Source organism: Streptosporangium subroseum (assembly GCF_900188345.1).
GTDB classification, from domain to species: Bacteria; Actinomycetota; Actinomycetes; order Streptosporangiales; family Streptosporangiaceae; genus Streptosporangium; species Streptosporangium subroseum.
This window is the reverse complement of record NZ_FZOD01000005.1, coordinates 219,869-241,056: the sequence shown is the minus strand read 5'-3', so window position 1 is coordinate 241,056 and position 21,188 is coordinate 219,869. Positions and strand designations below refer to the sequence as shown.

The 21,188-nt window shown below is 68.3% G+C and carries 17 protein-coding genes; 7 read left to right on the top strand and 10 right to left on the bottom strand.

All coding sequences use genetic code 11. The annotated features are described in order from the left end of the window. Nucleotides 1-75: 75 nt before the first annotated feature. Nucleotides 76-3,591: a S8 family serine peptidase gene (locus tag CHC08_RS07625; RefSeq protein ID WP_089206466.1), complete on the top strand. Its 3,516-nt coding sequence runs from the start codon at nt 76-78 to the stop codon at nt 3,589-3,591. 141 nt (nt 3,592-3,732) lie between these two features. On the opposite strand, the gene CHC08_RS07620 is transcribed toward CHC08_RS07625, so the two are convergent. The 9 genes from CHC08_RS07620 to CHC08_RS07580 all read right to left on the bottom strand — a co-directional run bounded on the left by CHC08_RS07620 (nt 3,733) and on the right by CHC08_RS07580 (nt 14,017). Further along, complete coding sequence (locus CHC08_RS07620) at nt 3,733-4,092, bottom strand: hypothetical protein (protein WP_143653135.1); 360 nt, start codon at nt 4,090-4,092, stop codon at nt 3,733-3,735. Between the two features lie 59 nt (nt 4,093-4,151). Then, a complete protein-coding gene (locus CHC08_RS07615) occupies nt 4,152-6,248 on the bottom strand; it encodes a hypothetical protein (protein ID WP_089206464.1) in 2,097 nt (698 codons plus the stop codon). Between the two features lie 272 nt (nt 6,249-6,520). After that, nucleotides 6,521-7,177: a histidine phosphatase family protein gene (locus CHC08_RS07610; protein ID WP_089206463.1), complete on the bottom strand. Its 657-nt coding sequence runs from the start codon at nt 7,175-7,177 to the stop codon at nt 6,521-6,523. A 268-nt stretch (nt 7,178-7,445) separates the two neighbouring features. Next, a complete protein-coding gene (locus CHC08_RS07605; protein WP_089206462.1) occupies nt 7,446-8,342 on the bottom strand; it encodes a polysaccharide deacetylase family protein in 897 nt (298 codons plus the stop codon). A 298-nt stretch (nt 8,343-8,640) separates the two neighbouring features. Beyond that, entirely contained in the window at nt 8,641-9,588 is a 948-nt protein-coding gene (locus tag CHC08_RS07600) for a ribokinase (RefSeq protein WP_089206461.1), read from the bottom strand. Nucleotides 9,589-9,675: 87 nt separating this feature from the next. Continuing rightward, nucleotides 9,676-10,542 carry an aldehyde dehydrogenase family protein gene (locus CHC08_RS07595; protein WP_089206460.1) on the bottom strand — a complete coding sequence of 289 codons (867 nt, stop codon included), beginning with the start codon at nt 10,540-10,542 and terminating at the stop codon, nt 9,676-9,678. Nucleotides 10,543-10,590: 48 nt separating this feature from the next. Continuing rightward, on the bottom strand, nt 10,591-12,018 hold the full coding sequence (locus CHC08_RS07590) for an aldehyde dehydrogenase family protein (RefSeq protein WP_089206459.1): 1,428 nt from the start codon (nt 12,016-12,018) through the stop codon (nt 10,591-10,593). 11 nt (nt 12,019-12,029) lie between these two features. Then, on the bottom strand, nt 12,030-12,971 hold the full coding sequence (gene deoC, locus CHC08_RS07585; protein ID WP_089206458.1) for a deoxyribose-phosphate aldolase: 942 nt from the start codon (nt 12,969-12,971) through the stop codon (nt 12,030-12,032). Further along, nucleotides 12,968-14,017, bottom strand: coding sequence for a LacI family DNA-binding transcriptional regulator (locus CHC08_RS07580; protein ID WP_089206457.1), 1,050 nt, complete (start codon nt 14,015-14,017; stop codon nt 12,968-12,970). Before CHC08_RS07580 ends, deoC begins: the two co-directional genes overlap by 4 nt. A gap of 641 nt (nt 14,018-14,658) precedes the next feature. On the opposite strand from CHC08_RS07580, the gene CHC08_RS07575 reads away from it, so the two are divergent. The 5 genes from CHC08_RS07575 to CHC08_RS07555 all read left to right on the top strand — a co-directional run bounded on the left by CHC08_RS07575 (nt 14,659) and on the right by CHC08_RS07555 (nt 19,551). Beyond that, the gene (locus CHC08_RS07575; RefSeq protein WP_089206456.1) at nt 14,659-15,702 is read left to right on the top strand and encodes an ABC transporter substrate-binding protein; all 1,044 of its coding nucleotides are present in this window, start codon (nt 14,659-14,661) and stop codon (nt 15,700-15,702) included. 46 nt (nt 15,703-15,748) lie between these two features. After that, nucleotides 15,749-16,330 carry an AAA family ATPase gene (locus tag CHC08_RS07570; RefSeq protein ID WP_089206455.1) on the top strand — a complete coding sequence of 194 codons (582 nt, stop codon included), beginning with the start codon at nt 15,749-15,751 and terminating at the stop codon, nt 16,328-16,330. Continuing rightward, nucleotides 16,327-17,181 (top strand): ABC transporter ATP-binding protein, encoded by an 855-nt coding sequence (locus CHC08_RS07565; protein WP_245878189.1) that lies wholly within the window; start codon nt 16,327-16,329, stop codon nt 17,179-17,181. The genes CHC08_RS07570 and CHC08_RS07565 overlap by 4 nt, the downstream gene beginning before the upstream one ends. After that, entirely contained in the window at nt 17,178-18,797 is a 1,620-nt protein-coding gene (locus CHC08_RS07560) for an ABC transporter permease (RefSeq protein WP_143653134.1), read from the top strand. Before CHC08_RS07565 ends, CHC08_RS07560 begins: the two co-directional genes overlap by 4 nt. Before the next feature lie 151 nt (nt 18,798-18,948). Next, a complete protein-coding gene (locus tag CHC08_RS07555) occupies nt 18,949-19,551 on the top strand; it encodes a nucleoside deaminase (RefSeq protein ID WP_089206452.1) in 603 nt (200 codons plus the stop codon). 453 nt (nt 19,552-20,004) lie between these two features. Here CHC08_RS07555 and CHC08_RS07550 read toward each other — a convergent pair whose 3' ends face one another. Then, nucleotides 20,005-20,448, bottom strand: a complete 444-nt coding sequence (locus CHC08_RS07550) for a VOC family protein (RefSeq protein ID WP_089206451.1) — start codon at nt 20,446-20,448, stop codon at nt 20,005-20,007. Between the two features lie 141 nt (nt 20,449-20,589). Between CHC08_RS07550 and CHC08_RS07545 the strand changes: the two genes are divergently transcribed. Beyond that, entirely contained in the window at nt 20,590-21,138 is a 549-nt protein-coding gene (locus CHC08_RS07545; protein WP_089206450.1) for a CGNR zinc finger domain-containing protein, read from the top strand. Nucleotides 21,139-21,188: the final 50 nt, after the last annotated feature.

Below are 21,188 nucleotides of genomic sequence, written 5' to 3'. Positions count from 1 at the left end.
GTGGGTTGCAAAGATCATGCGCATCCCACTTCGCTTTCCCCGGCGGGACCCCCCGCCCGGCGTGAAGGAGATCGTGTGTCCAACACCTTCCGGAACTGGCGAGCGGCCCTGATCGGGACCGTCGCCGCCCTCGCGCTCGCGCTTCCCCAGGGCGTCGCCCAGGCCGCGCCCGATCCCGACAAAATCCACCAGACCGTTCTGACGGAGCTGGCCAACGGCGACAAGGCCACCTTCTGGGTACGTCTGAAGAACGGCGCCGACCTCAGCGCGGCCCGCAGGGCGACGACCAAGACCGAGAAGGCCAAGCAGGTCTTCCGGGCCAAGACCGAGCTCGCCACGTCCTCACAGGCGGGCCTGCGCAAACTTCTCACCGCCCAGCATGTCGACTTCACCTCGTTCTGGATCGCCAACGCCGTCCAGGTGACCGGGAACGCCAAGCTGGCCGCGGAGATCGCGAAGCTGCCCGAGGTGGAGCGAATCGATCCCAGCCGCGTCACCAAGTTGCCCGACCCGCTGCCGGGCAAGGTGGAAGCGAAGATCAGCGCGATCGAGTGGAACATCGACCGCGTCAACGCCCCGAAGGTCTGGAACGAGCTCGGCACCCGCGGTGAGGGCATCGTCGTGGCCAACATCGACAGCGGCGTGCAGTTCGACCACCCCGCGCTGGCCGCCCAGTATCGCGGTAAGAAGGCCGACGGCAGCGTCGACCACAACTACAACTGGTTCGACCCGGCCGGGGTGTGCCCGAGCGCCGCGCCGTGTGACAACAACGACCACGGCACCCACACCATGGGCACCATGGTGGGCGACGACGGCGGCGCCAACGCCATCGGCGTCGCGCCCGGCGCGAAGTGGATCGCCGCCAAGGGCTGCGAGTCCAACACCTGCTCCGACGCCTCGCTGCTCGCCGCCGGGCAGTGGGTGCTCGCGCCCACCGACCTGAACGGCCAGAACCCGCGCCCCGACCTGGCGCCGGACATCGTCAACAACTCCTGGGGCGGCGCCGGGTTCGACCCCTGGTACAAGGAGACCGTCGAGGCGTGGGTCGCGGCGGGAATCTTCCCCGCCTTCGCCAACGGCAACGTCACGGGCGCGGGATGCAACTCCAGCGGCTCCCCCGGGCAGTACCTCTCCAGCTACAGCGCCGGCGCCTTCGACATCAACAACACGATCGCGACCTTCTCCACCCGCGGCTCCGGTGAGAACGGCGAGATCAAGCCCAACCTCGCGGCGCCCGGCGTCAACGTGCGCTCGTCCATTCCCGGCGGTTACGACTCCTTCAACGGCACCTCGATGGCCTCCCCCCACATGGCGGCCACCGTGGCGCTGATGTGGTCGGCCTCTCCCGCCCTGCAGGGCGACATCACCGCCACGAGGGAGCTCCTCGACCAGACCTCGATCGACGTCAACGACACACGCTGCGGTGGCACCGCGGCGGACAACAACATCTGGGGCGAGGGCCGGCTCGACGCGTTCGCGGCGGTCCAGTCCGCTCCCGTCGGGGATCTCGGCGCGCTGAAGGGCACCGTCACCGCGGGCGGCTCGCCGGTGTCCGCGGCGACCCTCACCGTCACCGGGCCGCTGAGCCGTACGGTCACCACCGCGCAGGACGGGACGTACACGCTGCCGCGCCTGATGGTCGGCGACTACCAGATCACCGTCAAGAAGTTCGGATACGACGACGCCACCGCGACGGTCACCGTCGTGGTCGACCAGACGGTCACCGAGGACGTGTCCCTGACCCTGAAGCCCTCGGGCACGGTGTCGGGAACGGTCACCGCCGCGGGCGCACCCGAGGCGGGCGCGGCCGTCGTCGCGGTGGGCACCCCGGTCAGCACGGTCACCGACGCCGCGGGCCGCTACCAGCTCACGCTGCCCAACGGTGACTACGAGCTGAGGGTCACCCCGGTCTCCCGATGCGCGGGCGGCCTCACCGTGCCGATCACGGTGAGCGGCGACCTGACCAAGGCCATCGACCTGCCGCGCCGCAGCGACACCTTCGGCTACACCTGCACCAGCGCCGCCGAGGCGTACGTCGCGGGCACCGACAAGCAGCCGATCACCGGCGACGACGTGGCCCAGCCGATCACGCTGCCGTTCACCTTCCCCTTCTACGGCACGAGCCAGACCGCGGGCTGGATCAGCAGCAACGGGTTCCTGAACTTCGCCGCCAGCAGCACCTCGGCGGCCAACGGACCCCTGCCCTCCACCGCCGCGCCCAACGCGGCGATCTACCCCTACTGGGAAGACCTGGTGCTGGACGACCAGGCCGGGGTCTACACCGCCACCCTCGGGACCGCGCCGAAGCGCACCTTCGTCATCGAATGGCGCAACGCCCGGTTCTACTCCGACTCCAGCCTGCGCATCTCGTTCTCGGCCCTGCTCGGCGAGGACGGCTCGATCGGGTTCCGCTATCGCGGCATCGACAGCGAACGCGCCTCCGGTACGAGCACCACGGTGGGCATCGAGAGCCCGGGCGGCACCGACGCGCTGCAGTACTCCTCCGACAGCGCCGCGCTCAAGAACGGTCAGAGCCTGACCTTCACCGCGAGCCGGCACGGACTGCTGACCGGCACCGTCACCGACGCCAACGACGGCAAGCCGCTGGCGGGCGCGACGGTGAAGGTGGGCGACCTGGCCACCTTCACCACCGGGGAGAACGGCACGTTCATCGGGCAGGTCCTCGCGGGCGACTACAGGGTCGAGGTCTCCAAGGAGAACTACGGAACCTTCACCCAGGACGTCACCGTCGTCGCCGGAGCCTCGGTCCGGGTGGACACCGCCCTGACCACCGGCCGGGTGGCGGCCTCGGTCGGCGAGCTGACCCTGGTGATGCCGGCCGCGTCCACCAGGAGCGGCACGGTCGAACTGTCCAACCTCGGCGGCGCCACGACCTACACCGTCGTGAACGATCCCGCCCAGACCTGGCTGAGTGTGACACCCACCGGTGGCGACCTCGGCTCGGGCAGGTCGGTGACGTTGAAGATCACCGCCTCCAGCGCGGGTCTCCAGCCGGGCACCGTCCGCACCGGCAAGCTGCTGGTGCGTTCGGCGAGCGGCCGCAACCCGCAGATCGAGATCATCGTGACGGTCGTGGTGCCCAAGCACCGGGTCGCCGTCGAGGTGGGCGGCACCAAGGACGTCGTCGACGCCGCCGGTGACCGCTGGACCGCCGACCGGAAGTACAGCGCGGGCGGCCACGGCTACGTGGGCACCGGCACCAAGACGAACACCGCGAGCAAGACGGTCGCGGGCACCACCGAGCAGGCACTGTTCAAGAGTGTCCGCGAGTCGATGCTGGAGTACCGGTTCGACCAGGTGCCCAACGGCACCTACACCGTCGAGCTGGGCTTCGCCGAGACCCGGGGCAAGCGTGAGGGCCAGCGCGTCTTCGACGTCATCGTCGAGGGCCAGCTCGCGATTCCCGCGCTGGACCTGGCTCTGGAGGCCGGCGCGTACACCGCCGTCAACCGGCAGTACACGGTGAAGGTCACCGACGGCCAGCTCAACGTACGGTTCGCCGAGCGGGTCGGCGACACCATCGTCAGCTCCATCCGCATCTCCGAGCGTCCCGACAAGGCCACCCCGTAGCGGCCTGAACCATCACCGGCCCGTCCCGCCTCCATGGCGGGGCGGGCCTCATGCGTCGCCGCCGGGACGTTCGCCGACAGACACGCCGGCTCACGGAACAACCGCGACGGTCTGGGGACACCTTCGGGAGAAGACCCCCGGTCAGGAGTGGCGCGGGTCGTAGTTCTGGAACTCGACCAGGTGGACGTCGCTCTGCGGCAGCAGGGGCACTCCGCTGCTGGAGTCCAGCACCACCCGGCGGCCCAGGGGCTCGCGCAGCGTGACGCCGATCCGGTCGATCTTCCCCATCGCATTGCAGATCTCCACGTCGTCGTCCCGGACGTCGACGTCCACGACCACCGCTTCGGGCGTCTCGTGGACGCGGGAGCCGTACGTCGTGTCACAGGTGCCGTGCACGTAGCTCAGCTGGAGCTCGGTCGGTACGCGCACCTCGTAGGTGTGCACCTCCTGGATTCCTTCGTCCAGCGGCCGGGGCGGCCCGCCCATCGCTGCCGGGTCCACCGCGACCCGCCGGGCACCGATAGGACATCTGATCTCGCCGCCCAAAAAGGGACAGAACGCTAGAGCCGTTCCGCCGGGGCGGCCAGGCAGAAGGTGTCGCCGCAGACGTCGATCACCAGGCCGTCCCGGAGGAAATACGCCTTCTGCACGCGGGCCGCGGGATTGTTCCTGGGGTCCTCGTGCGGGTCGCGGCCGTACTGCGGGCCGGACGGCGGAAGGTTGACCACCGGGGGCGCGGGGGTGCCGCTGTCCCAGACGACCAGGGCCGAGCCGGAGTACGGACCGCGGGGAAGCGCCCTCAACCCCCAGTACGGCTCGACGTCGGGATTGCGCCCGCCGGCCACGACCGGCTGGTGGATGCGCGCGCCCACCGTACGGGCCTCGACCTCGGCCGTCACCGTGGAGACCTGATGGTCGCCGAAGGCGACGTGCAGCAGCACGCGGTGGCGGGGCGAGCCGGGCAGCGGATCGTCGGTCAGGTGCTGGGCGTAGCCGTTCGTCTCGGCCCGGTCCCAGAGCATCTGGATCAGCGCGAAGCAGATCTGCTGGATCTGCCTGTCGGGATAGGAGTCGTTCATGAGCTGCTGGAACGGCTCGAAGTCCACGCTGCGGTTGAGCAGCGTGCTGTAGTTCATGCCCGTCACGCCGAGCACGGCGTTGCGCACGTCGGGCGAGACGGCGACCAGCGCGCCGCCCGCGATGCCGCCCTGGCTGTTGCCGTCGTAGGCGAGCTCGGCCCGCCGGTCGATCAGCGATCTGCCCCGCTTGTCCTGGAAGGCCTTGTGGCCCGCGAAGCCGTCCCTGGTGATCATCGCCCGGCCGAGGAGGACGAAGTTGAGCAGGCTCTGCTGGAGCCGGTCGGTCACCGTACCGAACCTGGAGAAATCTCCGAACACGCTCGCCACGTTCGAGACGTCCTCATCGGCCATCCCGATCCACTTGGTGGCGCAGAACATGAAGCCGTGCTCCCCCGCCATCGCCCGCACGTTGCGGGCGCGCACCTCGGTGGCCTTCCCGAGCAGGCCGTGGCCGTACAGGGAAGGCTGCGCGGGCCGTTCGAACGCCGAACGCGGGATCTCGCACAGATACTGCGCCTTCAGGCTGTCGCCGAGGGGCCGCGGCAGTCCGCCGGGTCCCCGGTTGAGGTTCGAGCCGGGCGGGCCACCCGGCCTGTCGAGGAAGTTGGGGACCGTGATCTCACCGGCGACCTCGCGGGCCACGTTGGGATCCTGCTCGGGGGTGAGGTCGGTGACGGTGGTGACCGTGAAGCGCGGTGAGCGGCCGCGCAGGGCGCTCAGCGCCTGGTCGCGCATCGCCAGCACCGGGCCGGCGATGCCCTGCTCGCTGGCGACGGTGAAGTCCCACGCCAGGTGGAGCCCCTCCGCGTTGACCCCGGCGCGGGCGAGGTCGCCGAGCGTCTGCCGGAGCTCGCGCTGCCGCCGGACGAGGAGGTCTCCGGCGGGGGGCCCGCCGTCGAGGAGCGCGGCGAAACCCTCCGGAACCGGGAGGTCCTCACCCGCGGCGTTCTTCAGCCGTCGCAGGGCGACGGCGTAGCGGTGACCCTCGAGGAAGTTCTTCGCGGGCCTGATGATCAGCATCCGCCGGGCGGGGTCGGTGGCGCCCGCGTCGAGTTCGGTCCAGTACGGCCAGCGCTCCCCGGTCCTGGTATCGACGATCACGATGGGGGCGTCGCGTCTCAGGGACCATCCGACGTCGGTGACGGGCGCGGCGCCGGTCTTGGCGAGGTCGATGCCGGGCACATGGGCCAGCAGCATCGAGCCCGGGGAGAAGCCGTCGGCCGTGTTCCACTGCGCCGGGTTGATCGGGGTGCCCGCCGTGTTGCGGGGCATGGCCTCGGCGGAGAGGTTGACCCGTAGCCCGGTCGGGGTGCGGGCGTTCGTGGTGAACCAGTCGTTGGGGAACGGCAGCAGGCACTCCGTACCGGCGATCGGATCGCACCCGGCGACGGCCGGTACGGCCGATCCGGCGGACCCGGGAGCGGGACCGGCGGAGACGGAGGTGAGCCCGGGTCCCGCGGCAGCGGTCTCGGAGCCGGCGCCGGGAATCGCCCCGGGCTCCGGGACGGCCCACGCGGGTACGACCGTCATCGATGCCACGACCAGAACGAGGCTCGCCATCACCATGCGCAGACGCATGCGGCTCCTTCCACGAACCTCATGCCCATGAGGATCTACAAACGACTAGGCGCAGCAGACCTCAGTAAGGCTCAATCGTCAATGGAGCGGCCAGAATCCGCCTGAAATCATGTCCTCCGCAGGTGTTCAACGGCGTTGAGCACCTCGATCGAAGCAGTGCCCTCCGGCGGGTGCCCGGCGGCCGTTGAAGGTCCCCCGGCGACACCTCCGCGGGCGTCCACCGGCATTGAAGGCCTCGGTCTACAGGTGCCCCGCGTCGTTGGAGACCTTGGCTAGAACGAGGTCTCCCGCAGGTGCCCGACGTCGTTGAAGACCTCGGCCTCGGAGCCCCTCCATATCGAGACGGAGGCGTTGCGGACCGGGAGGAGCTCCGCCAGGGCGTCCGTCGGAATATCCTCGATCACCTGCTTGAGCATCAGCACCACTGAGTCGTGCGCGACGATCAGCACCCGGCGTCCGGCATGCTCGGCGCGTAGCTCCTGCAGCACCTCGCGCAGCCGGTCCGCGACGTCGGGAAGACTCTCGCCGCCGGGCGGGCGCCATCCGGCGAGCAACCGCGACCTCAGGTTCTCGGCCTCCCCGGGAAACCTGTCCCGGATCGCCGCCAGGTTCATTCCCGACCACTGCCCCATGTCGTGGTCTCTGAGCCGGGCGTCCAGCCGGACCTCGGGAGACGTGTCCAGCTCGGCGGCGACGAGCTCCCAGGTCTGCACGGCCCGCAGGTACGGCGAGCTCAGGACGAGGTCGGGCGGGTCCTCCGCCGCCAGACGTCGTCCCAGCCGCGTGGCCTGCTCCCGGCCGAGCGGGCTCAGCGACACGCCCCCGTCCGGACGATCCAGGGCGATGCTCACGCCGCTGCGCTTGGCCTCGTCGAAGGCCGCGTTGGACTCGCTCTGGCCATGCCGTACCGCAGTGATCGTAGAAGGCATACCACCAGCGAACCTGTCCGCCCCTCCCTTGGCAAGGCTCGACTTCTGGACACAAGCCCTTGGCTTGGTCGGCAAGGGTGCGGACCTTGGTCGAAGATCGGGGAGGTGGACACGCACGGCCACCGAAAAAGAAACAGGCACCGCAGACCATCGGACGGCTCGCCGCCTCGTCTGCTTCCCTATTCTCCGAGACGATCCAGGGCAGCTTTTCGCCCTTCCTCATACAACGAACAACGCATACGCGATGCAGTTCACCCTGTTAAAGCTTTTAAGCGCTGGATCCGGGCAGGCCACTGATGGGAGCGGGGTCGCGGCTGACCCAGGTGACGGTCTCGGGATGAGCGAGAATCCAGTCGGCGATCTGATCCTTACGCGCCCACCACACGTCATCGTGTTCGCGCAGCCTGGTGAGAACACGGTCGAGCACACGGACCCGGGAGGCGTGGCCGGATAGACGATCGTGGAGAGCGACGACCATCATTCGGCGCTTGTGAGCCCCTTCCTCATAGAGCTGATCGAACTCGTCGATGAGTTGCTGCTCGTACGCGGCCGGATTGAAGTTGGAGAAGTCGAAACTGACGATGTCGTTCAGATGCACCGTATACGGAACGGTGACGAACGGCCTTCCGTTGATGGTCTGCAGGAACGGCTCATCAGCGGACAGATCGTCGATGTGATACCGGAATCCCAACTCCTGCAGGATTTCCAGGGTGTTGACCCCGGGGCGAATCCAGTAATTGGTGTAGCCACTGGGGCGGGTGCCCGTGGCTTCCTCGATGGATCGCACGTTGCTCGCGATCCACGCCGTCTCCTGGGGGCGATCCAGCTGGTACTGGCGCTGCCAGCTCTGCCCGTGCGCGCCGGCCTCATGCCCGCGCCGCACGATTTCTGCGGCGAGATCCGGGTGGCGACGGACCGCGTCGCCGACCATGTAGGCGCTTACCTTGATGCCGTGCTTGTCGAAAAGATCCAGAAGGCGAGGTATCCCCTCGCGGGCGCCGTATTCATAAAAACTGTTCTGCCCGAGGTCCGGAAATCCGGGCAGGATCGGCTCGGCGATAGGGCCCGGTGCGCCGCTGATCGGCTGCCCTCCCGCCTCGAACTGAAGAGTGACCGTGACGGCCAGTCGTGCCCTGTTCGGCCAGAAGGTGCTCGCCATGGTCATGGGGTGGTTCCATTCCACGTAGGTGTGAACAATGCCGCCGCGTTGCGTACGCCATCCGATCCTCAGGGAGCGGGAAGGTCCAGCGCCTGTGGCTCGCGTTCTCGCGGACATGCTCCACCTTCGGGCACGCCCCTAGAACCCCCACTACCCGATCAATCGGCACCTGGTCGGATCCGACCACAGCATTGATCATTTATTTAGAGGTTTTTAATGGGTGTTTGATCAATAAAAATGATGAAAGATGCCATTTTCAGAGATCACGCGAGCCGGCCGGCGATTGAGGTTCCGTTGTCGCTCCTCATTGGGCGGCTCCTCCCACGATGGCGTGCAGGTTGATCAGTTCGTCCACCGCTTCCCGGTCGGGAAGTGACGGGCTGGCGCCGGGCCGGGTGGTCGCCAGGGCCCCGGCGGCCATCCCCCGACGGATGGCCGTGGCGGTGTCAAGGCCGCCGGCGAGGGCTGCGCCCAGGGAGCCGGTGAAGGCGTCACCCGCGGCGGTGGTGTCCACCGGATTGACGGGGTAGGCGGGGAAGTGCCGTTTCTGCTCCGGGGTGACCGAGAGAGCGCCGGCCGCGCCAAGCGTGATGAGCGCATGCCGTACACCCCGATCGAGAAACCAGGCCGCGGCCCGCTCGGCGGATTCGAGGTCGACGACCTCCACGCCGGTCAGAGCTGTGGCCTCGCTCTCGTTGGGGGTGACAACGGCGATGTACGGCCAGACGCGGTCAGGCAGCGATTGCGCGGGCGCCGGGTCGAGCACGACTGTCAGGCCGGCGTGCGCGCCCGCCTCCGCGGCGTGACAGGCGACCTCGGTGCGGATCTCAAGTTGGAGGAGGAGCACGCTCGCCCTGTCACGGACGGCACGGATGCTCTCGTCGACCATGTCGATGCTCAGGTCGGAGTTGGCGAGGGGTGTGATGACGATGTCGTTCTCGCCCGACGCGTCGACTCTGATGTGTGCGACGCCCGTACGGTTGTCGACGGTGCGAATCTCCGTCGAAGCCACCCCGTAGGAGTGCAGCCCCGCCAGCACGATCTCGCTGAACGGGTCCTTGCCGACGCAGCCGACCAGCCAGGTGGGCGCTCCCCCACGGGCGGCGGCGACCGCCTGGTTCGCGCCCTTCCCGCCCAGGACCAAAGTGACGTCGTCGCCGAGAATCGTCTCTCCCCGGCGGGGCAGTCGGCGGCTGAACGCTGTGACATCCGCGGTGATGCTCCCGACGACGAGGACGCCTTTCGGTTTCATCTCGGTCCTCCTATTTCAAGCTGTTTCAGGCATTGCCAACTGAGGTCGCGGCGCACAGCCGTGGACGGGATAGGGGATGCGCCGGGTTCAGATCCCGATCGGATGCCAAACCGTCTTGGTCTCCAGGAACGCCGTCATCCGGCCGGTGCCCGGGTCGGTGATCCAGTCGGCTTTCCCGGAGGCGGGGCGTAGGACGCGTTTGAGGTTCTCGGCGGCGTCCTGCTCACAGGAGACGGCCAATTCGGGCTCCGCGCCGGTGAGGTCGATGGCGTTGACGTCCATGTGGCCCGCCAGCCATGGCGCGATCTCCGCGGCCGAGCCGGTGAGGATGTTGACCACACCACCGGGCAGGTCCGACGTGGCCAGCACCTCGGCCAGCGTGATCGACGGCAGCGGCGCCCGTTCCGACGCGACCACCACGCACGTGTTGCCCGTGACGATCACCGGAGCGATCACGCTGACCAGTCCGAGCAGCGGGCCGGCCTCGGGGGCCACCACGGCGACCACGCCGGTGGGCTCGGTGCTGGACAGGTTGAAGTACGGCCCGGCCACCGGGTTGGCCGATCCACGGATCGCGCCGATCTTGTCCGACCAGCCCGCGTACCACACGAGCCGGTCCACGGCCGCGTCCACCAGCTCACCGGCCCTGCGCACGCCGACGCCGTCGGCGTCGACGAGCTCGGTCACGAACTGGCTCCGGCGCCCCTCCAGCATCTCCGCGACGCGATAGAGGATCTGACCGCGGTTGTACGCGGTCGCGGACGACCAGCCGGGGAAGGCCTTCCGCGCGGCGGCCACCGCCTCCCTGGCGTCCTTACGGGAGGCTTTGGACGCGTTAGCCAGGAACTTACCCTTCGAGGAGCTCACGACATATGACCTTCCGCTCTCGGATCGCGGAAACGCGCCACCGATGAACAGCTTGTACGTCTTGCGCACGACCACGCGCTCACTCATTGCCGCATCGCCTTCTCGCGTTCTTCTGGTACGTAAGCTTTCCGGGGATCACACATCGAGATACGCCTCCAGACCGTGGCGTCCACCCTCGCGCCCGTACCCGGACTCCTTGTAACCGCCGAACGGGGAGGTGGGGTCGAACTTGTTGAAGGTGTTGGCCCACACGACGCCGGCGCGGAGCTTGCTCGCCACCCACAGGATGCGCGAGCCCTTCTCCGTCCACACGCCCGCCGACAGGCCGAACGGGGTGTTGTTGGCCTTCTCCACCGCCTCGGCCGGCGTACGGAACGTCAGCACGGACAGGACCGGACCGAAGACCTCCTCGCGGGCGATGCGGTGCGACTGGGCGACCCCGGTGAAGATGGTCGGCGGGAACCAGAAGCCCTTGTCCGGCAACAAGCACGCCGGCGACCACCGCTCGGCGCCCTCGGGCTCGCCGGCGTCCGACAGCTCCCGGATCCTGGCGAGCTGGGCGGCGGAGTTGATCGCACCGATGTCGGTGTTCTTGTCCAGGGGGTCGCCCAGGCGGAGCGTGCCGAGCCGCCGCTTCAGCGCCTCCAGCAGTTCCGTCGCGATCGACTCCTGGACCAGGAGCCGGGAGCCCGCGCAGCAGACATGGCCCTGGTTGAAGAAGATCCCGTTGACGATGCCCTCGACGGCCTGGTCGAGCGCGGCGTCCTCGAAGACGATGTTGGCGGCCTTGCCGCCGAGCTCCAGGGTGACCTTCTTGCCCGATCCGGCGACCGACCGGGCGATCTGACGGCCGACCTCGGTGGAGCCGGTGAAGGCGACCTTGTTGACGTCGGGGTGGTTGACCAGGGCCGCGCCGGTCTCACCCGCGCCGGTCACGATGTTCACGACGCCGGGCGGCAGGTCGACCTGCCGGCAGATCTCCGCGAAGGCCAGCGCGGTCAGCGGGGTGGTCTCGGCCGGCTTGAGGACGACCGTGTTTCCACACGCCAGCGCGGGGGCGATCTTCCATGCGAGCATGAGCAGCGGGAAGTTCCAGGGGATGACCTGACCGGCCACGCCGAGCGGACGCGGGTCGGCGCCGTATCCGGCGTATCCGAGCTTGTCGGCCCAGCCCGCGTAGTAGAAGAAGTGCGCCGCCACCAGGGGGAGATCAACGTCGCGGGACTCGCGGATGGGCTTGCCGTTGTCCAGGGACTCCAGCACGGCCAGCTCGCGCGAGCGCTCCTGGATGATCCGGGCGATCCGGAACAGGTATTTGGCCCGCTCGGATCCGGGCATCGCCGACCACACGGTGAACGCCTTGCGCGCGGCCTGGACCGCCCGGTCGACGTCGGCCTCGCTCGCCACGGCGACCTCGGCGAGCACCTCCTCGCTGGCCGGGTTGACCGTCTTCTCGCGGCCCTCACCGAGGGGCTCGACCCACTCGCCGTTGATGAACAGGCCATACGACGGCTTGAGGTCGACGATGTCCCGCGACTCCGGCGCGGGTGCGTACTCGAACATGGATGGCCGCCTTAGTCCAGGGTGAAGTAGTCGGGCCCGGCGTACCGGCCGGTGGCCATCTTCTGGCGCTGCATGAGCAGGTCGTTGACCAGCGAGGAGGCCCCGAGCCTGAACCAGTCGGGATCGAGCCAGTCCGGGCCTGCGGTCTCGTTGACCAGCACCAGATACTTGATCGCGTCCTTGGTCGTCCTGATGCCGCCCGCGGGCTTGACCCCGACCTTCCTGCCCGCCGTACGGAGGAAGTCGCGGACCGCCTCCAGCATGACGAGCGTGACCGGCAGGGTCGCGGCCGGCGACACCTTTCCCGTCGAGGTCTTGATGAAGTCGGCGCCCGCGATCATCGCAAGCCAGGACGCCCTGCGCACGTTGTCGTACGTCGAGAGCTCGCCGGTCTCCAGAATGACCTTCAGGTGTGCGCTGCCGCAGGCGGCCTTGACCGCCGCGATCTGCTCGAAGACCTTGAGGTAGTCCCCCGCGAGGAACGCGCCCCGGTCGATCACCATGTCGATCTCGGACGCGCCGTCCGCGACCGCGAACGCGGTGTCGGCGACCTTGACCTCCAGCGACGACCGGCCGCTCGGGAACGCCGTGGCGACCGAGGCGACCTTCACCCCTGAACCGCCCAGAGCCTGTACGGCCGTCGCCACCAGGTCGGGGTAGACGCAGACCGCCGCCACCGAGGGGACGGAGGGGTCGGTCGGGTCGGGGTGAACCGCCTTGGCGCACATCGCCTTCACCTTGCCCGGGGTGTCCGCGCCCTCGAGCGTCGTGAGGTCCACCATCCGGAGGGCGAGGTCGATGGCCTGCCTCTTGGACGTGGTCTTGATCGATCGCGTGCCCAACATCGCAGCCCGGGCATCCGCGCCCACCCGGTCCACACCGGGTAGGCCGTGCAGGAACCCCCGCAGCGTCGAGTTGGAAGCGGTGACCTCCGCGAGCGGAGCAGTGGTCATCGTTGACGGCCCCTTCCGGTTCGGCCCGCGCCTGCCGCGGTACGCGGCTTGCGCGGTGGCGCTGTCGAGGCCCGCTCGATCAGCTTGGTGTCCAGGATGATGCGCCGGGCGGCATCGTTTGCGTACTGGTCCTCGAAGCGGCGCAACAGCAACCGCATGGCGAGCGCTCCCTGCTCGACCATCGGCCGGTCGATGACGGTCAGCGGCGGCCGCAGCAACGGGCCCGTATCAAGGTCGTCGAACCCGATGAGACTCATCTCGCCGGGAATGTCCGTACGTAGGTCGCGCAAGGCCTTGAGCGCGCCCAGCGTCATGAGGTTGTTCGCGCTGAAGATGGCGGTGGGCGGTTCGGGCAGCGACAGCAGGGACAAGGCGAGCTGGTAGCCGCTCTCCTCCCGGAAGTCGCCGACCAGATCGTGTTCGGGAGGGATCTCGACGCCCGCGGCGGTGAGGGCCTTCACAAAACCCTCGCGGCGGCACCGTCCGGGAGTGGTGTCCTGGCTCCCGCTGATCGCGGCGATCCGGGTGTGGCCGAGGCCGAGCAGGTGCTCACCTGCCTGCTGACCGCCCTTGGCGTTGTTGACCAGGACGGCGTCGAAGTGCTCTCCGCCAAGCAGGTCGCGATCGACGAAGACCAGTGGGACGCCGGCGTCCCGGACATACAGCGGAGTCTGGTCCTGCTCGGTGGCCGGGGCGAGGATGATGCCGTCCACCCGGCGTATCATCTCCGCGAGCACGGCGTCTTCCCGCTCACTGCTCTCGTCGGTGTTGGCCAGCTGGATGCGGTAGTCGGTGTGGCGGGTAACGGATTCCATCCCCTTGACGACCGCGGCGAAGTAGGGGTTCGTGATGTCGGGGACGACCACGCCGATGGTGTGCGTCCGGCCCGACTGCAGAGACTGGGCTGTGGCACTCGGCCAGTAGTCCATCTCATCCACAGCCGCCTGGATCGCCTCCGCCGAGCGCACCCGTTGACCACGCAGGAACCGCGAGACCGTCGCGGGAGAGACCCCGGCACGGGCGGCCACATCGTGGATGGTGGCCAACAGGACCTCCTCATACTCAACTGAAACCGTTCTCAGAGAATGGTCGCAGCATCTACATAACCCGCGTCAACGGAGGTCTCCGACATGTGGCCGATTCGAAACCTTCTGGCTCGCCGCCCAGCTCACCGGCGACGGAACCACCCGATCATGGGATGACTTCCATTAGAGCGACGATCAGTGAAATCGATGCCAGTTACGGGTTCCGCGCCTCACACGGGAGCCGTAGGGTCACGAATTTGTGTCGCTGTGTTCAGTTCTATCACCATCCCCTTGACAGCCGCTCGACATCGCAGCGATCGTCTTACCAGCAACTACGCGGACAATCGTGCCATTTTGACGCGGTGTACCTGCCAGAGGAGTGTCGGTGATCGGTCCCGAAAAACGGCGCGGACGTTGGCGTCTGTCCAACGCCCGAGGGACACCGTTTTCAGGCTGACGCCATCGTGACGATAGGTCTCGTCGCCCATCGCCATGCCCGCCCTGGTGGCGGGCTCGCCCCCCGTTTCGTGGCCTGCCCCCAGGCGTCCGAGAACGGTTGCACACCCCCAGCCGCCCCGGCCAAGCCAGCGCCTCCCTGCCGACCGGCGTGAGTCGCCATTCTCCGCCAGGCCGTTTTGCTCACCCCAAGAAAGGCTCCTTCCATGCCTGCGCCCTTTTCTCGTCGCGCCTTCCTGTCCGGCGTCGGAGGCGTGTCGCTTCTCGCCGCCGGTATGGCGCTGAGCGCCTGCTCGTCCTCCTCCACCACCCCCTCCGCCTCCGGCCTGGCCAAAGTGAACTTCCAGCTCGGATGGTTGGCCAATGTCGAGAACATGGGCCTGTTCATGGCGGACCACGCCGGCTACTTCCGCGACGAGCGGCTCGACGTCACACTGACGCCGGGTGGTCCTTCCGTCGTCGTCGAACCGCTCCTGGTCAGTGGCAAGGCGATGGTCGGGCTCGACTCCGTCGACACCATCGCCAAAGCACGTAACGAGGGTGCCGCCCTCAAGATCGTCGCCGCGACCATGCAGACCAATCCGACGGCGATCATGTCTCTCGCCTCGGCTCCCGTGCGAACGCTGAAGGATCTGGTCGGCAAGCGGCTCGGTGTCCAGCAGAGCGGCGTGGAAATCGTTAACACCGTTTTCAAGGCGAATGGCATCGATCCCGCCGGCGTGACCATCGTGCCGATGCAGTTCGACCCGGCGCCCCTGGTGGCCGGGGACTGCGACGCGTTCATGTCGCTGCTGGTGAACCAGCCGATCCAGCTGGACCTCGAGGGTGTGAAGACCACGACGTTCACGCTCGCCGAGTACGGCTACAACGTCTGGGCTGACGTGCTGCTCGTCAGCGAGCAGACGCTCGCGGACAAGGACAAGCGCGAGTTGATCGTCAAGATCGTCCGGGCCTCGGTACGCGGCTGGCAGGACGCGCTCAGCGACACCGACGCCGCGGCCAAGATCGTCGTGGAGAAGTACGGCAAGAGCCTCAACCTCGACCTGAAGGCCCAGCAGAAGACCGCCGCGGCGTTCCAGTCCGTCATCGAAGCCGGGGACGCCAAGACGAACGGCCTGCTCACGATGAGCGCCAAGGGGATCGCGGACAACATCGCCACCCTGAACTCGCTCGGTATCAAGGCGACCGCCGAGGAGTTGTTCGACACCAGCGTCCTCGGCGATGTCTACGCGGGCAAGACCCGCCTCTGACGTCCCCCTTCCCGTTACCCCTCCATACCAACAGGAGCCCACCGCAGTGCCTGTCCCGCACACCGAAGATCCTTGGACACACGTCAACAGCGTGCGGGGATTCCCCGCCGACGAGCTGATCTCCACCCTCCAGAAGTCGGTACGCCGCGGCCTGCTGGAGAACGCCCTGCTCGTCGCTCGTGAGATGTACGAGAGCAGCGGCGAACTGGAGGAGGTGATGTGGTCACGCCTCCTCGTCATGTCAGTCGAGGACACCGGAACCGGCACGTTCGCCGAACCCGTGGTCCTCGACTGCCTCTACCGCATGCACCAGCACCTCCCCCGAGGCACCGGCGACAGGTGGCTGTTCGCGGTGCACGCCATACGCTTCCTGGCCGGCCGTACGAAGGACCGTACGACCGACGAACTGGCGCTGTGGACCACCAACGTGCTGGGCAGCGGAGAACGCCTCCCCGAGATCCCCGACTACGCCCTCGACATGCACACCCGCCGCGGGCAGGAGATGGGCCGCGACGTCTCGCACTTCCTGACGGAAGGCTCGAAGGTGGAGAACGAGCTCCCCGGCCGCGACACTTCCTACCGTGACCGGTTGCTCGCCATCCTGGCGGCGGGAAAGTGGGACGCGTGACAGCCCGCCCGCACGCGGCCCCTTCGCACGCCGCCGACCCGCCGAGCACCGTGGGCCTGGCCGCGACCACGCTCAGCAGGACCTTCAGCGTAGGGGCGGCCGAAGTCGCCGCGCTTCGCGACATCGACCTGCACACGAGACGCGGCGAGTTCACCGCCTTGCTGGGTCCTTCCGGATGCGGCAAATCCACCCTGCTGCGGATCTTCGCCGGTTTGGAGCAGCCATCTTCCGGCGCCGCGCACGTCCACGGCCGCTCCCCCGACGACCTGCGGCGTGAGCATCGCATCGGGGTGGCCTTCCAAGACGCCGCCCTGCTGCCATGGCGCAGCGTCGAGGCCAACATCGCGCTGCCCTTCGAGGTGGCGGGCCGGCCGGTGAGCCGGGCGGCGGTGGCCGACCTGGTGCGCCTCACCGGACTCACCGGCTTCGAGAAGGCCCGGCCCGCCCAGCTGTCCGGTGGCATGCGCCAGCGAGTGGCGCTCGCGCGGACCCTCGCCGGCGAGCCGGAGGTCATGTTGCTGGACGAACCGTTCGGCGCACTGGATGAGATGACCCGCCAGCGGCTCAACCTGGAGCTGCAGCGGATCTGGCTGGAGCGTGCGACGACGACCCTCCTCGTCACCCACTCCATCAGCGAGGCGGTGTTCCTCGCCGACACCGTGGTGGTGATGGGCGCCCGTCCGGGACGAATCATCGACGCGGTACGGATCGACCTGCCACGACCGCGCGACGTCGGAGTTACGCGCTCACCCGAGTTCCATGCGCTCTGCGACACCCTCAGCGAACTGCTCTTCGGACAGAGCGGCGACGGTGACTCCAGTCAGAGCGGCCCGTCCGGGGACATGACGTGAACCCATTCATGGCGACCCGGCGTGGCCTGATCGCGGCCCGCAGCGGTGTCCGATCGCCGGTGGCCGTGGCACTCGGCGTGGCGGGCCTGCTCCTGATCTGGGAGATCCTCGCGCAGATCTTCGCCGACCTCCGGGTCGTCCCCCAGCCGTGGGCAGTACTGCAGGCGATGTGGGACGACCGGAACATCTACTCCGGCAACATCTCCACCACGCTGTCCGAGGCGGCCATCGGCTTCTTCTGGGGCAACGTTCTCGCCGTCGCGCTCGCCGGTGTCTTCGTCCAGGTCCCGGCAGTGGAGCGGTTGCTGCTGCGCATCGCCGTCGCGAGCTACTGCGTGCCGCTCGTCGCGATCGCGCCCATCCTCGTCGTCGTCCTGCCCGGCAACGCCCCCAAGGAGGCACTGGCCGGGCTGTCGGTCTTCTTCACCACCTTGACGGCCGCCGTGCTCGGACTGCGATCCGCCGATCGGAGCGCGCTGGATCTCATCCACTCCCTGGGCGGGGGCTCCTTCTTCATCCTGCGCAAGCTTCGCCTCCTTTCCGCGTTGCCCAGCCTGTTCGCAGGGCTCAAGATCGCTGCGCCTGCGGCGCTGCTCGGCGCGATCATCGGAGAGTACCTGGGCTCCAGCAGCGGACTCGGCGTAATGCTGGTGCAGGCGCAGTCGTCGTTCCAGGTGGCACGCACCTGGGCGGTGGCACTCGTCATCTCGGCCCTGGCGGGCCTGGGCTACGCACTGGTCGCGATCATCGCTCGGTGGCTCACCCCCTGGGCCGGCCGGGACGTGAGCGTGGGGGTGGGCGCGGCGGCATCCGCGGTAGCGGGCGATGGACGGGCGCGGTCCCTGCTTGTCGGCACGGTTGGACTGGTCGGCTCCATCCTCCTGATCGTGGTCGGCTGGTATGCGATCATCTGGGGTTTCTCCCTCGACTCGTACTTCGCGAAGACGCCGGCGGACGTCGCGACCTATTTGTTCGCCGGCGAGGACGCGGCGGAGCATCGGCAACGTCTGCTGGCCGCGTTGGGCATCACGCTGCTTGACGCGGGTGTCGGCTATGTCGTGGGGCTGATCGCCGCATCGCTCGCCGCCGCGGTCCTGGTGGCGTTCCGTCGCGTCGAACAGATCGTCCTGCCTCTCGCCATCGTGCTGAGGTCCATTCCCCTGCTCGCCCTGACCCCGCTGCTCGCCCTCGTCTTCGGACGCGGGCTACTGGGCGTCACCATCGTCGTCGCCGTGATCACCTTCTTCGCCACCCTCGTAACCGTCAGCCAGGGACTGCGGGCAGCCCCCGTCCTCGCCTGCGAGGTCATCACGTCGCTGGGCGGCGGGCAGTTGACGGTCACCAGGAAAGTGCGGCTGCTCTACGCGCTCCCCTCGCTGTTCGCGTCCGCGCGGATCGCCATCCCCGGCGCGATCGCCGGCGCCACTCTCGCGGAGTGGCTTGCCAGCGGCAAGGGACTGGGCAGCCTGCTGGTCTCGGACTACACCGCCTCCCGCTTCGCGGGGCTCTGGTCCGGATCGGTGGTAATCGTTGTCGTGTCCGTGGCCCTCTACGGACTCGTCACCGCCCTGGAACGTCCGGTTGTCGCGCGTTACGCGCCGCAACAAGTGGAGTGAGGAGATCCTTCACCTCCATGCATCCTCGACGTCGGCGGCCTCTGCCGACACCGGCGGCGCGAGGAGCCAGGACGCAGCGGCGGCAACGGCCGCCGTGGCCTGCGCGACCTCGGCCTCAGCCACTCCTTCACCGCCTGACTTCGGAGCCATTGTGGACACCGCAGCCCTTGCCACCGCCTTCGGCGCACGTCTGCCCGGCTGGGTCACCGCCGAGCTCGGCGGCGTCCCGGAGATCCTCCCGACCGACGACGACCGCATCCGCCTGACCAACCGGCTCGCCGAGCGTAACCACCGCGAGAACACCGGCGGCCCCTTCGCCGCCCTGGTCGTGGAGTCCGCCACCGGACGCCTGATCTCGGCCGGTGTCAACGTCGTCCTGGCCTCCGGATTGTCGTCGACCCACGCCGAGGTCACCGCGCTGTCCCTCGCCCAGACCCGGCTCGGTGCCTGGGATCTGGGTGGCCCGGACCTGCCCGACCTGGAGCTCGTCGTCAACTGGCGGCCCTGCGTCATGTGCTACGGCGCCACCATGTGGTCCGGCGTCCGGCGTCTGCTCATCGCGGGCGACGGCCCGGAGCTGGAGAAGCTGACGGGCTTCGACGAGGGCCCGATGGTCGCCGACTGGGCCCCCCAGTTCGCCGCCCGCGGCATCGAAGTCGTCCTCAGCCCGCTGCGCGAGGAGGCCATCGAGGTGTTCCGCGCCTACGGGGAACGCGACGACGCCGTCGTCTACAACGCCCGCGGCACCTCTTAAGTGGTGTTCGATCCCATGGATTCCGCCTGAATCGGCTTCAGGTACCGCGCCAGATTCCGGCATCGCGAGGTGGAAGACAAAACCGCCGAGCACCCGATCGGCCTCCGGGCCGAGCAGCCGGAAACGCCCGGCCGTGAAGCCGAGCAGTGTCAGTGCCCAGATCGGGATGAAGGCCGCGATCAACGGGGGATCATCACAGCTTCCTCACCTCGGCAGGGTTCAAGCGTACCTTGCCGATCTTGACGGCCCTGAGCCGCGGTTCGGCGAGCGTGCGGTGCCGACGTGGCCGGGCGGAAGCAGGCCGCCGGGCGGCTACAACGAGCATCCGAGTCGACGGCTCGCAGCATGAACCGGCCGCGGAGAAGCCGCCTGGAATGATCCTGGTCTCTCATCCTGAGCGCTCAGGATGGTGAGCCCGTTCGGTTCCCTATTTGTCGTCGGATCGGCGTCGGGTCAGCGGCCGGGGGCGCGGGTGACGATTTCCTGGAGCACCCAGCCGTTGCCGTCGGGGTCGCTGAATGAGGCGAACGATCCGTAGCTGCGACGCTCCGGGTCCGGGCCGGCGACGCGTCCTTCCGTTCCGGCGTGGTGGAACACTCCGTCCGCGTCATGGAACACCTCGCTGATGTCGACGCCACGGGCGGCAAGATCGGCCCGGGCGGCGACGATGTCGGTGACGACGACGTGCAGGCCCTGAACGGAGCCCGGGAGCGCCGACGTGACTCCCTTGCCGATGATGACGGACGCCTCAGAACCGGGGGGTGTCAGCTGCACGACGCGGAAGTCTTCGCCGACGACGAAGTCGGCGTCCAGCCGGAAGTCCAGGTTTTCGTAGAAGGCCTTGGCACGATCGACGTCGGAGACGGGGAGCGTCAGTACTTCAAGCTTCAGGTCCATGCTGTGCCCTCTCATTGGTGACCCCGGCGAGACGCGCACCCTTGTGCGTTACCGGTTCAACTGGTGACGAGCATGGCATGTTTTTCCGTCACCCGTCAATGTGGTGACGCACGATGGTTCGTCACCTGGCAGACTGGTGACATGGAACATGCATTCCCCTGCGGCAACCTGGCTCTCGATTTCATCGGGACGCTGCGAGCGCGACGCAACCCCGTGCCGACGGACATGCTCGCGTCTCCGCGCAGCCTGGACGCCTGGTTCCGGGAGTCCGGACTCGTCGACGTCGACGGCAACGCCCGCCCGGCCGATCTCGACGACGCGATCGCGCTGCGGGAGGCGATCTACGCGCTCGTCATCGCGCGAATGAAGAACAGCGGGTACGACGAGGACGCCCTCGCGCTCGTGAACCGTGCGGCGGGCCTGCCCTCCGCGATCCCGCACCTCACCCAGGGCGGCCGGCGGACCGAGGCGACGACGGAGCAGGCGATGTCGTCGGTGGCGAGGGACGCAATCGACATTCTCGGCGGAGCCCATGCCTCGCACCTCAAGGAATGCACCCGCCCCGAGTGCACCCAGGTCTACCTCGACCATTCACGAGGTGGACGCCGCGAATGGTGCGCGATGCAAACCTGCGGCAGCAGGGTGAAAGCGGCGGCTTACCGCGCGCGCAGACGGCGAGCCGCCGTTTAGTGCTGCACCCGTTGGCTCGTTGAGGGGTCGGCCGAACCCGACGCGGTGCG

Coding starts and splice junctions, on each gene's coding strand:
- CHC08_RS07575 (WP_089206456.1), top strand. CDS start 14,659: ATGCCTGCGCCCTTTTCTCGTCGCGCCTTCCTGTCCGGCGTCGGAGGC.
- CHC08_RS07590 (WP_089206459.1), bottom strand. CDS start 12,018: ATGTTCGAGTACGCACCCGCGCCGGAGTCGCGGGACATCGTCGACCTC.
- CHC08_RS07610 (WP_089206463.1), bottom strand. CDS start 7,177: ATGCCTTCTACGATCACTGCGGTACGGCATGGCCAGAGCGAGTCCAAC.
- CHC08_RS07600 (WP_089206461.1), bottom strand. CDS start 9,588: ATGAAACCGAAAGGCGTCCTCGTCGTCGGGAGCATCACCGCGGATGTC.
- deoC (WP_089206458.1), bottom strand. CDS start 12,971: ATGACCACTGCTCCGCTCGCGGAGGTCACCGCTTCCAACTCGACGCTG.
- CHC08_RS07550 (WP_089206451.1), bottom strand. CDS start 20,448: ATGGACCTGAAGCTTGAAGTACTGACGCTCCCCGTCTCCGACGTCGAT.
- CHC08_RS07605 (WP_089206462.1), bottom strand. CDS start 8,342: ATGACCATGGCGAGCACCTTCTGGCCGAACAGGGCACGACTGGCCGTC.
- CHC08_RS07545 (WP_089206450.1), top strand. CDS start 20,590: ATGGAACATGCATTCCCCTGCGGCAACCTGGCTCTCGATTTCATCGGG.
- CHC08_RS07615 (WP_089206464.1), bottom strand. CDS start 6,248: ATGCGTCTGCGCATGGTGATGGCGAGCCTCGTTCTGGTCGTGGCATCG.
- CHC08_RS07595 (WP_089206460.1), bottom strand. CDS start 10,542: ATGAGTGAGCGCGTGGTCGTGCGCAAGACGTACAAGCTGTTCATCGGT.